This is a genomic window from Paraburkholderia sp. (assembly GCF_036488795.1).
Classification (GTDB): Bacteria; Pseudomonadota; Gammaproteobacteria; order Burkholderiales; family Burkholderiaceae; genus Paraburkholderia.
In genome coordinates, this window is record NZ_DASXHA010000103.1 from 1 (window position 1) to 12,158 (window position 12,158).

Consider the following 12,158-nt stretch of genomic DNA (forward strand, 5'->3'; position numbering starts at 1 on the left):
GACTCCGCGCGGCTTTCGGTTGTGTTCTTTGCAATGACGAGTTGTTCATCGAGATCGCGTAGATTGATATAGGCCGTCGCCACCGATGCCACGAGACTCAGGATCACCGCCCGGCGTCCTTCGACGCTTGCCAGCAGGCTCGCGCGCGCCGATTCGGTCTCGCGGCGCACCCTGCCGAACAGATCGATTTCCCATGACGCCGACAGCGACGGCTGGAACGTGTTGAAGACAGGCGATATGCCCGGCAGCCCCTGCAAGGCTCCCGTCAGCGAGATCCGCTGGCGCTCCGCGTCGAAGCCCGCGCTCAGCTGCGGAAAGAGGCCGGCACGGGTGGTGACGAACTGACCGAGGAACTGATCGATACGAGCGGCCGCAATCTTCACGTCCCAGTTGTTCGCCAGCGCCGTCTCGATCAGTTCGTTGAGCACCGGGTCCTGGAACTGCTCCCACCACGGGGTGTTGGCCACGTCCGCAGCCTCCGTCGCGGCAAAGCGGTAATTCGCCGGCGTCTCGATCTTCGGCCGCGCGTAATCCGGACCGGGCAGACAGCCGCTCAAGCCGAGCAGCACAGGCAGTGCAAGCGCAACGAGAACCGGCAGGAGCGGGATGCGGCGCATGGTCAGTCGTCCTCGCGGCGCGCCAACGGCGTGACCTTCGGACCGCCGGCGGGCGGCCCGATGTCGGGCGGCGGCGTGCCGGTCGACCCGGGCGTCTTCTTCCCACCGCTCTTCTCCGACATCGTCTCGAGCACATAGAAGAACATCGGAATGAAGAACACCGCGATCACCGTCGCCCCGAGCATGCCGCCAATCACGCCGGTGCCGATCGAATGCCGGCTGTTCGCCGAGGCGCCGAGCGCGATGGCGAGCGGCACGCAACCCAGAATGAAAGCGAGCGACGTCATTACGATGGGGCGTAGCCGTTCCGCTGCCGCAGAGACGGCCGCGTCATACACCGACTCGCCCGACTCGCGGTTGAGCACGGCAAATTCGAAAATCAGGATCGCATTCTTCGCGGCGAGCGCGACCAGCATCGTGAGGCCGATCTGGAAGTACACGTCGTTTTCGAGGCCGCGCAACAGGATTGCAAGGAGTGCCCCGAATAGCGCAAACGGCACCGCCATCAGCACGCCGATCGGCAGGCTCCACTTCTCGTACTGCGCGGCGAGAATCAGGAACACCATGATCAGGCCGAACACGAACACCAGTCCCGAGGTTCCGCCGGACTGCCGCGCCTCGTATGCTTCGCCGCTCCAGCCGAGGTTATAGCCGGACGGCAACACCTGTGTGCCGACCTCTTCGATGGCGCTGATCACCTCGCCCGAACTGCGGCCCGGTGCGGAATTCACAGTGAGTTTTACGGCCGGGAAATTGTTGAACCGCGTGATGAGATCCGGACCCGTGACGAACTTCGAGGTCACCACCGCTTTGAGCGGCACCATGCTGTCGGTTTTGCTGCGCACGTAGATCTGATCGAGATCCGCAGGCGTGAGCCGGTAGGATGGTTCGGCTTGCAGGATCACCTGCCACAACCGACTCGAACGGTTGAACTGGGACACGTACAGCGAGCCGAACATGGTCTGCATTGCGCTATAGACGTCCTCGATCGGCACGCCGAGCGTCTCGGACTTGTCGCGGTCCACGTTGACCAGCAACTGCTGTGCGGACGCATCGAAGGTTGACGTGATGCGTCCGAGCTCGGGCCGCTCTTTCGCTCTTGCCGTAAAGTCCTGCACGACCTGCGCGAGTTGCGCGATGGTCGCATCGCCCTGCGCCTGAATCCATACCTCCGTGCCGCCGGTTGTGCCAAGGCCCGGAATGGAGGGTGGATTGACCGGCAGGATGATCCCCTCCTTGACCTTCGAGAGGGTTTCGTATGCATTGACGATCACCGCACGTGCATTTTGCGTGCGGATATTGGCGAATTTGTAGCGCTCGTCAAAGCTCTTGAAGCCGATAAAAAAGGTGCCGGCGTTATTCTTGTTCTGACTGTCGAGCAGGCTGAAACCATCGATGGTCGTCACGCTGCTGACCGCCGCCTGCTTCATGAAATAGTCGGTGATTTTCTCCGACACCTCACCGGTACGGTCAAGACTCGCGGCATCCGGCATGATCACCGCGCCGAGCAGATAGCCCTGATCCTCGGGCGGCAGAAACGAGGTGGGAATGGTCTTCATCATCACCACGGCCAGCGCGATCATGCCGGCGAACAGGCAAAGCGCAATGCCGAACCGTTTGATGACCCGCTTGACCATGTTCGAATAGCCCGTCGTCATGCGCGCGAAGGCATTGTCGAACCAGCGGAAAAAGCCCTTCTTTTCATGGTGCCCCGGCTTCAGCAACAGCGCCGCCAGCGCAGGCGAGAGCGTCAATGCAACCAGTCCGGAGAACACAACGGAGATGGCGATCGTGATGGCGAACTGCTTGTACAGTTGCCCCGTGATGCCGCCCAGAAACGCGACCGGCACGAACACCGCGCACAGCACGAGCACGATCGCTATCACCGGGCCGGACACTTCATCCATGGCCCGCTTGGCGGCCGCCTTCGGACTCAGCTTGTGCTCGTTCATATTGCGTTCGACGTTTTCGATCACCACGATCGCGTCGTCCACCACAATGCCGATCGCCAGCACCATGCCGAACAGCGTCAGCATGTTGATCGAAAAACCCAGCGCGAGCATGCCCATGAACGTGCCGACGATCGATACCGGCACCGCCAGCACCGGAATCAGGGTCGCCCGCAGGCTCTGCAGGAACACATAGACGACCACCACGACGAGCACCAGCGCTTCGAAGAAGGTGTGGATCACGTCCGAGATGGATGCCCGGGTGAACTCCGTGGTATCCATCGCGATGTCGTAGGTAATGCCTTGCGGGAACTGCTTCTTCATCTCGGCAAGCGTGGCACGAACCTGCTTCGCCACATCCAGTGCATTGGCTCCAGGCTGCTGGTAGACCGCGATGACGGTAGCCGGCTTACCCTGGAACCTGCTGCGGATCGAATAATCCTTCTGGCCCAGTTCGGCGCGGCCGACGTCCTTGAGCCGCACGATCGCCGCATCGCCATTAGCCGCACGAATGATGATGTTTTCAAACTCCGCCGGGTCAGTGAGCCGCCCGGTGGTGGTCACGGCAAACGACTGTTCGACTGGCGCTCCAGTGGGCGACTGTCCAATGCGTCCCACCGCAAACTGCTGGTTCTGGTTGGCCACCGCCCTTTGCACATCCGCCGCCGTGACGCCAAGCTGCGCCATGCGATCCGGCTTGAGCCAGATGCGCATCGCGTAGTCGGGTGTGCCGAAGATCGCCGACTGGTTCGCACCCGGAATGCGCTTTAACGCATCGAGCACATAGATATTGGCGTAGTTCGCAATATAGGTCGCGTCGTAACGGTTGGTCGGCGAATAGATCGCAATCACCATCATGAAAGCCGACGACTTCTTCTGCACCTGGATGCCCTGTGACTGCACCGACGTCGGCAATTGCGGCAGCGCCAGGTTCACGCGGTTCTGCACATCGACCTGCGCCAGTTCGGGGTTGGTGCCGATCTGAAAGTAGGCATTGAGGGTGTAGACGCCTGTCGACGAACTCGACGAGTTCATGTAGATCATGTTGTCGGCGCCATTGACCTGCTGTTCGATCGGTGCGGCGACGTTGTTCGCCACCACGTCGGCGCTCGCCCCGGGATAGGTCGCGGAAATCGTAATCTGCGGCGGCGTGATGTCGGGGTACTGCGCGATCGGCAGACTGAACATCGCCACCGCGCCGCCTAATGTGATGACGATCGAAATGACGGACGCGAAGATCGGCCGGTCGATGCAAAAATGGGAGATGTTCATGTCGGAGCATCCACCTGTTTCGCCACCGTCTGGCCGGGCGCATGAGCCGCGACATGCCGGCTCGCGGCAGGCACGGCGTCAGCCGCGGCAGGCGCGGCTTCCGACGGCTTCGGCTCACCCGTGATCTTGAGCGGCGTATCGCCGACCACCCGGATTGCGCCGTCCACCACCACGCGCTCGCCGGGTTTCAGGCCCTCGGTAATAAACCAGTCGTCACCGTGCCATTCGCCGGTTTCCACCACACGTTCGTGCGCCTTCGAGTCGTCGTCGACGACCCACACGAAATGGCTCTTGGCCCCCTGCAAAACGGCGCGCTGCGGCAAGAGGATCGCATTGGGGCGAATCGCTCCCGACACGCGCGCCTTGACGAACTGTCCCGGACGCAGCGCGCCATTCGGATTGGCAAACGACGCGCGTACGAGGAAGGTTCCTGTCTGCGTGTTGAAGGCCGGATTGGCGAAGTTGATATGGCCTTGCGATGGATAAACCGAACCGTCGGCCAGCACGAGCGTCACGAGGAAATCATTATTGGGTGGGAAGATCAGCTGCTTTTTCCCGATCTGATCCCGATAGCTCAACAGTTCGTTCTCCGACAGACTGAAGTTCACCCACATCGGATCCAGCTGGTAAATGTAGGTCAGCAGGCCAGCCGAGGTCGCAGTCACATAACTGCCATCCTGTTGCCGCGCGAAGCTCGACAGGCCCAACAGCGGCGACTTGATGATCGTATAGCTCAGGTTGAGCTCGGCGGTCTGCACCTGGCCCTGCGCGGCAATCACCGCTGCTTCGGCCTCTTTCTCGTTGCCGGTTGCGTCGTCCAGATCTTTTTGACTCAAGGCGTTCTGCTTCGCCAGCGGAATCACGCGCGCCAGATTGGCTTTGGTCACATAAAGGCGCGCCTGCTGTTGCGCAAGCTGTCCTTTAGCCGTCTTGAGCGCCGCCTCGAACGGCTTGGGGTCCATCAGGAACAGCACCTGGCCGTTCCGTACCAGTTGCCCCTCGGTATAGACCCGCTTGTCGAGAAAGCCGTCCACGCGGGCGCGGATTTCCACTTCGCGGGAGCTCTGCGTCTGCGCGGTGAATTCGAAATCCACCGGCGTATCGTGCGGCTCGACCTTCATGACGGTGACTTCGATGGGGCCGGCCGCCGGTACTGCGGCGGGCTTGCCGCAGCCGGCGCAACACAGCAGAGCGGCGCAAGCGAACACGAATTTCAGATCGCCCCGCAACCCGCGTGGCAATAAAACACGCGGCAACAACCCGCGTGGCTGACAGGGATTCAGCGGCGTGCAGTTCATGGCATCATCCGTCGCGGCTAGTTGGGTGTGAAGGCACCGAACACCACAAAGGCATCGTCGCGATTGATCAGGGCAACGGTTAATCAGGCCAAGTAAAACCCGTAGCAATGCTTGCATGGTGATGGCCTCTGCCGGGACGTCTCTGGTTAAGTCACGTTTATAGTGGTATGCCCGTGGCAGCAAAACAATTGGACTTTGGTCCCATACACGTTTCCGCGCGTGCGGCGCTTTTGCGCCCTCCGTTAAGCCTCATTTCTGAACGTTGCCGATGGCGGCCCGCACCGTCTTGACGAAGAGCTCGTCGCCGAACGGCTTTCGCAGGTACGCAAAGGCGCCCGCCGAGAGGGCCTGCTCGCGCACGTCGATCTCGTCATGAGCGGTGATGAAGATGACAGGCAGATCCGTTCCCGCCAGGCGCCGCTGCACTTCCAGTCCGTTGAGTCCCGGCATCTGGATATCGAGAATGACGCAGGCCGGCTGGTATGACGGCATCGAGGTCAGGGTTTCAAGGAAAGCATCGCCACTCGGGAAAGACTCCGAGCCTATCCCGACGGAACGCAAAAGCCGCGTGATCGCTCGGCTCACCGATTCATCGTCATCGACAACGACAACAAATGGCCTGGCATTTACCATTGTGAATAGTCCGGTGAGCGGATACGCGGGCACTCGCCTACCCCAGGTATCAGACTAGAGGACGCAACCGGATCGTGATATTGGACTTTGGTCCTGGACGCGAACGCCGCGGCGCCGCCGCGCGCGGGCCATCGCGCGACGCCGGCATTCGGCGTATTCAGCGCATTCAGCGCGTCGATTGATTCCCGGCACTCGGGAAGATATTGGCCTTGTCGGCGATGTGAACGAGCTGGGCCAGCGAGGTGACTTCCATTTTGCTCATCACGCGAGCCCGATGCGCCTTGATGGTTTTTTCCGTGGTGCCCAGCTCGCCTGCCACCTGTTTATTCAGGCGCCCCACGACGACGAGCGCCATGACTTCCCGCTCACGAGGCGTGAGCCGGTCAAAGCGCTGACGCAATGTAGCCTGTTCGCAGCGGCTTGCATGGATGCGCCGCGCGCAGTCCAGCGCATGATCGATCGCCTGCAGCAAGTCGGTATCGCGCACCGGCTTGGCGAGAAAGTCCGTGGCGCCCGCTTTCATCGCATGAACCGTCATGGCGATGTCGCCGTGCCCGGTGATGAAGATGATGGGCAAAGTCGTTCCGAGTTGACGTTGCAACTGCAAGCCGTCGATGTCCGGCAACTGAACGTCGAGCACGAGGCACGCAGGGCACGCACCCGGATCCGCTTCGGCGAGGAATTCGCGGGCCGACCCGAACGTCTTGACGGGGTGGCCCGCCGAGCGAATCAGCCTGGCGAATGCGCAACGGATGGATGCGTCGTCATCGACGACGAACACAAGCGGGTCTGCCTCGGTCATGGTCCATATCGCGACTTCCGGTCCCCCGCCGCGCGCCCGGTGGGCAACGTGACAAAGAATGTCGCGCCTCGCTCGATATTGTTCTCGGCCCAGATCCTGCCGCCGTGCAATTCCACGATCGACCGGCTGATCGACAGCCCAAGCCCCAGGCCGTGGGGTTTGGAGGTATAGAACGGTCTGAATACCGCATCCAGCTTTCCCACGGTGAGCCCAAGCCCGCAGTCGCGCACGGCAATGCGGGCCGTATCGCCGGCCTGCGCGCTGAGTTCGATCGACACCACCCGCTGCTCGGGCAATACGGAGCTCATGGCGTCGAATGCATTCAGCAACAGGTTCAGCACCACTTGCTGCAACTGCACGCGGTCCGCATAGACGGGCAGAAGATCGTTGCATGGTTTAAGAACGACGCGTGTCTCACGCATGATCGCGTCGCTGTGCAGCAGAAAGACGACCTCGCGGATCACGGTGGCGAGATCGAGCAATGCAAACTCCATTTCGCCCTTCTTCACGGTTGCCCGGATGCGCCGGATGACTTCGCTTGCACGATAGTCATCCTGAACGATGTCTTTCAGAATCTCCCGGACTTCGGTCACATCAATGGGGTCCGCGGCCATGAAACGCTGCGCCGCCTGGACGTTGCTCAGAATCGCGGTAAGCGGCTGATTGAGTTCATGGGCGAGCGAGCCCGCCAGTTCTCCCATGGTGTAAACACGCATCAGGTGAGCCAGTTCCTGCTGGTTGCGCAGCAGTTCGAAGTGATCCGTCCGGTCTTCGACGAATGCGAGAACCGTTGCATCGACGTGACGCGAAGATGGCCGGAACACGATTTCCACGGGAAATTCCAGCCCGTTTTTTCGTTTTGCGACCAGGCTGCGGGTCGATGCAAAGTACAGGTCGTCGCAGGTCGCGTTCGATCCGTCATCATCCGGGCGGGCGTACTTGCCCTGCAGTGCGGGAACCAGTGTCGTCACCGGCTTACCTGCCAGGTCGCCGGCCGCGTAGCCAAACACCTGTTGCGCCCTTGCGTTGGCGGCCAGTACTTCGCCATCGCCGCTTAACAGAATGACGGCAAGCGGCAACGACTCCCACAGCGCGCGAAACTCGTCCACGCTCGCGTCACGCGATGGACGCGGCTGTGCTGCCTGAGCATCTGCGAAAACGCGTTGATGGGCGGGCACGGCCCAGCGGAACGCCCGCAGCGTCGCCATGCGACGCGGTCCTGCAAGCGGGTGCTGGGCACGCGCGCCGGCACTTGCGGTCCTCGTCTGGCGCAGCGTTTCCCCTGCCTTGAACGCCGAGTTTCCGACGCGAGCGCTCGCCAGTCTGCCGTGCGGTGTCAGCGTGGCGAACAGATCGACCAGCTTCGCGTGGGGGCCGGTAGAGAAGCGTGGCGAGTCGATGCCGGGCGTCAAACGGGAGGGAGTCTGGGCACAAGCCTCTTTCTGTCCGAATCCGCCAGGGCCTGGCGCAATCCGCCCACGGCGCGCGCGCAACATCAGCAGCCAGACGATGACGCCGGCCTCCGCAATCGTCATTGCAAGAAAGATCATGCTCACGACGAAGGTCCTCTGAGTCTGGTCATTGCCGAACATCTTCAATGAACATCACAGCCGGTTGCCCATGAAGCAGCGCAATGGGCACTATGTTGTCAGCGATTACAACTCGATGCTTTTCACCATTTCTTTAACGCCAGCATTCAATAATCGTATTCGACAGCCACATTTGATTACTTTTGCGAAATGCTCTGATTCCTGGCGCGAGCGGCGACTTCGCCCGGCGCGCCTCGCATGGAGACTAGCCTGTCGGGTCCGTGAAGAGGACCGGAGATAGTCAAATCGAACAGCGCCTTCGTCTACCGCTTGCGCCAGATAGGGACAAAGCCGCGACCGGATGCAAGCGGGGCGCACGGTGTGGTCCTGATACGGGTCTGCTTGTCTGAATGCCCATGGTCATCGAGTCGGTCTGCTGAGCCAATGGAGCGACCGTTCTTACGACATGCCCGAGACCGTAGCAGAAATTCTTCCTAAGTCGTGGCCACGCACAGCCAATAGAATCTCCACACAAAACCGGTCTGAATTGTCTGCTGGATTCCGGCCATTCCAGTTTACGTCTAGCTGTCAAATACGCAATTTATTTTTAGTGAATTCATGAAATTCTTTCCGAACGGCACGCAGTCTTGCGGGTATGCCGCTGTAAATTTCGGCACGTCTTTCATGCTAGTCGTGATTCACCGGTGGCGACATTGGGCCAAGGTCTCATACCGTGCATTCCGCAATCAGCAGCTAGCGGGTCGACTGCTTGCCAGGTTTCGGGGTGGCCGGCCATTACGGGCCGTTTCGCCCCGCTTCGAAGCCACTTCCGTTTGCCCATGCGAACGGGTTCTGTACATCGTCCCCATTGACATTCGGACTACCTGGTTTTTTCTTCGCATTGCGCCTGCCGGCGCCCGCCGGCAACTTCGCACCCGACACTGCTCAAATGGGTGTGAGCACGTTCTCGCCTGCGAAATGGCGCGCCGCATTGGTGAGAAAATTGTTCACCGAATTCGTGACCGCCTCCGGCGAGCGGCCACCCACGTGCGGCGTCAATACGACATTGCGCAGCCCAATCAAGGCTTGCGGCGCATGCGGCTCCCCTTCATACACATCAAGGCCGGCACCGGCGATCGTTCCTGCGCCTAGCGCGGCAGCCAGCGCCGCGGTGTCGACCACGCTGCCGCGCGACACGTTGACGAGAAAGCCACGCGGCCCGAGTGCCTCGAGCACCGCCGCGTCGACGAGATGGCGGGTGCCCGCGCCGCCCGGCGTCGCCACCACCAGGAAATCGCACCACCGCGCGAGGGCCGTGGCGCTCTCGAAGTAGCGCATCGGTTCGTCTTCGCGCGGCCGGCGATTGTGATAAGCCGTCTCCATCTCGAAGCCGGCGCCGCGCTGTGCGACTTTCTTACCGATCTGGCCCAAGCCGAGTATGCCGAGCCGTTTGCCCGACACGTTGGGATGCATCGGCAGCGTGTCGCGCCAGGCGCCCTGGCGGGTAGCCTGGTCGAGTTGCGAAATGTCGCGAACCACGGCGAGCAGCAGCGCAAATGCGTGATCCGCCACGCAATGAGCATTGGTCCCGGCGCCGTTGACCAGCACGATGCCCCGCCGACGCGCGTAATCGACGGGCAGGTTCTCGTAGCCGGCGCCCAGCGCACTGATGAATTCGAGTGCCGGCATCCGCTCGACTTCCTCGGCGGTCACACCCGTCGTGCCGTTAGTCAGCACGGCACGCACGCTCGCGCCATGCGCAGCGACGGCGTCGGCACGCGAGGCAGGATCGGGGGCATAGATGAGCTCGAAAGCAGCAGCAATACTGGCGCGGCTAGCGTCGTTCAACGGAATCAGGACCAGCAGGGAAGGTTTCATGAAGGTGGCGCGTCCTTGAGCGGTAAGTGCGGCAGGCGAAAGTGTAACAACGGGTGCGCCAGCATGCAGAGGCGCCCGATCCGTTGACACTCAAGCTGCGCCGCGATTTGCCGTTAGCCTTCTGAAGGGTTGAGTCACGCTGCCAGGCCCGGCAGCACGCGGTGCCTGGCGCCGCATTTGCCCCAGGCGTTTTTGAATCATCCGTTGTACAAGCGACAACGCCCCGTAAAATAGCCGCACTATCGACTACGGAATGGTCATGCCGGATACCCTTACCCAGCGGATTGAGCCGCGCGTCCCGTCAACCGCCCGCGACGACTCGGAGATGTTCGAGCTGGCGCCCGTCTCGTTGTGGCTCGAAGACTTCAGCGGCGTGCGTGCCTTGTTCGACGCATGGCGCGCCGAAGGCGTGACCGATCTGCGCGCGCATTTCGCCGAACATCCGCAGCGGGTGGCGCAATGTGCCCATAGCATTCGCGTCATCAAGGTCAATCAGAAGACGCTGACGCTGTTCGAAGCGGCGGATTTCGATGCGCTCACCACCAGTCTGAGCACCGTCTTCCGTGACGACATGCTGAAAACCCACCTCGAGGAACTCTGCCAGTTGTGGGCCGGCCAGACGCATTTCATGAGCCAGACCGTCAATTACACACTGGGCGGGCGGCGCCTCGACGTGCTGCTCAAGGGCGTGGTGCTGCCCGGACATGAAGGACGCTGGGACCGGGTGCTGGTTTCGCTGGAGAACATCACGGAACTGGAAGCCGCGCGCCACCGCACGACGCTCGCCGAGGAATACGCGCGCGGGCTGTTTGAAAACTCGCCGGTGTCGCTATGGGTGGAAGATTTCAGCGCGGTCAAACGCCTGCTTGACGATGCACGCGCGGCGGGCATCTCCGATTTCCGCGTGTTTACCGACGTCCATCCGGAATTCGTCGAACGCTGCATGCAGGAGATCCACGTACTCGACATCAACCGGCACACGCTCGACATGTTCGCGGCTCCGGACAAAAAAACGCTGCTGTCGCGCCTGCCCGACGTGTTCCGCGACGACATGCGCCCGCATTTTCGCGAGCAGCTGATCGATCTGTGGGACGGCAAGCTATTCCAGCAACGCGAGGTGCTGAATTATTCGCTGGACGGCAGCGAGGTTCACGTGCATCTGCAGTTTTCCGTGTTGCCGGGTCATGAGCGTCACTGGGATCTGGTGCTCGTCGCGCTCACCGACATCACCGCGCGCAAGAAAGCGGAGGCGTATCTGGAGTTTCTCGGCAAGCACGACGTGCTGACCAAACTGCGCAACCGCTCGTTCTACGTCGACGAGCTAAACCGCCTCGAACGCAAGGGGCCGTTCCCGGTGACGGTGATCATGGCCGATCTCAACGGCCTCAAGCGCGTCAACGACCAGCTTGGCCACGCGGCCGGCGACGCGCTGCTGCGGCGCGCCGGCGAAGTGCTCGCCAAGGCCATGGAAACGCCGTTCCACGCCGCGCGCATTGGCGGCGACGAATTCGCCATCCTGATGCCCAGCACCGATGAGCGCGGCGGCGCGGCCATGATCGACACGATCCGGCAACTGGTGGATCTCAACAATCAGTTCTATCCGGGTTCGGTACTGAGCTTCTCGATGGCCGCGGCCACCGCACAGCTTGGCGAGCGGCTCGAAGCCACGGTGCAGCGCGCCGATCTGCTGATGTATGACGAAAAGCGCGCGCACTATGCCAATCAGATGTCTGCCGCAGCGAACGGCAACTGAGCACCCGCCGCGCGCGCTCAGCCGGGCAGTTTCGCCGCCAGCACGTCGATCTTTTCGATGGCCGGCGGCGTAGCGAACAGCTCCCCCGCCCTCGCCATCAGCGCTGCGGCTACCTTGCCGTTCAGATGCGCCGAACGCCCGGCTTCGTCCGGGAATGCATCGAAAATGCCGAATGTGGACGGTCCGAGGCGAATGCCGAACCATGCCGTCGTTGCAGGCTCCTCCTGAACCAGCGGCAAACCGTCGAGCAGAAAACGCTCGACCTCCTGCTCTTTGCCCGGCTTTGCTTCGAGTCGAACAAACAACGCTAGCTTGACCATGACACACCTCCAGTGAGCCAGACGCGGAGTCTGGATGCGGACGGAACAACAACAGAGGCCACCGTGCACGGCGACGCACCGTATGCCCTTGCGGGCAGTATAGTGCT

9 protein-coding genes are annotated in these 12,158 nt (G+C 61.7%); 1 reads left to right on the top strand and 8 read right to left on the bottom strand.

Features of this window, described 5'->3' with window-relative positions:
- The 7 genes from VGH41_RS14890 to VGH41_RS14920 form a co-directional block, all read right to left on the bottom strand.
- Positions 1 to 617: TolC family protein (locus tag VGH41_RS14890; RefSeq protein ID WP_331598227.1), on the bottom strand; the 617-nt coding region annotated here is incomplete at its 3' end.
- 2 nt (positions 618 to 619) lie between these two features.
- Positions 620 to 3,838, bottom strand: coding sequence for a multidrug efflux RND transporter permease subunit (locus VGH41_RS14895; protein ID WP_331598228.1), 3,219 nt, complete (start codon positions 3,836 to 3,838; stop codon positions 620 to 622).
- Positions 3,835 to 5,136, bottom strand: coding sequence for an efflux RND transporter periplasmic adaptor subunit (locus VGH41_RS14900; protein WP_331598229.1), 1,302 nt, complete (start codon positions 5,134 to 5,136; stop codon positions 3,835 to 3,837). The genes VGH41_RS14895 and VGH41_RS14900 overlap by 4 nt, the downstream gene beginning before the upstream one ends.
- A 249-nt stretch (positions 5,137 to 5,385) precedes the next feature.
- Complete coding sequence (locus tag VGH41_RS14905; protein ID WP_331598230.1) at positions 5,386 to 5,769, bottom strand: response regulator transcription factor; 384 nt, start codon at positions 5,767 to 5,769, stop codon at positions 5,386 to 5,388.
- A 166-nt stretch (positions 5,770 to 5,935) separates the two neighbouring features.
- Positions 5,936 to 6,571, bottom strand: a complete 636-nt coding sequence (locus VGH41_RS14910; protein ID WP_331598232.1) for a response regulator transcription factor — start codon at positions 6,569 to 6,571, stop codon at positions 5,936 to 5,938.
- The gene (locus VGH41_RS14915) at positions 6,568 to 8,163 is read right to left on the bottom strand and encodes a sensor histidine kinase (protein ID WP_331598233.1); all 1,596 of its coding nucleotides are present in this window, start codon (positions 8,161 to 8,163) and stop codon (positions 6,568 to 6,570) included. The genes VGH41_RS14910 and VGH41_RS14915 overlap by 4 nt, the downstream gene beginning before the upstream one ends.
- Before the next feature lie 882 nt (positions 8,164 to 9,045).
- Positions 9,046 to 9,978: a 2-hydroxyacid dehydrogenase gene (locus VGH41_RS14920; protein WP_331598234.1), complete on the bottom strand. Its 933-nt coding sequence runs from the start codon at positions 9,976 to 9,978 to the stop codon at positions 9,046 to 9,048.
- A 259-nt stretch (positions 9,979 to 10,237) separates the two neighbouring features.
- Here VGH41_RS14920 and VGH41_RS14925 point away from each other — a divergent pair, with 259 nt between their 5' ends.
- Entirely contained in the window at positions 10,238 to 11,731 is a 1,494-nt protein-coding gene (locus VGH41_RS14925) for a sensor domain-containing diguanylate cyclase (protein WP_331598235.1), read from the top strand.
- Positions 11,732 to 11,748: 17 nt separating this feature from the next.
- On the opposite strand, the gene VGH41_RS14930 is transcribed toward VGH41_RS14925, so the two are convergent.
- Complete coding sequence (locus VGH41_RS14930; RefSeq protein ID WP_331598236.1) at positions 11,749 to 12,051, bottom strand: antibiotic biosynthesis monooxygenase; 303 nt, start codon at positions 12,049 to 12,051, stop codon at positions 11,749 to 11,751.
- Positions 12,052 to 12,158: the final 107 nt, after the last annotated feature.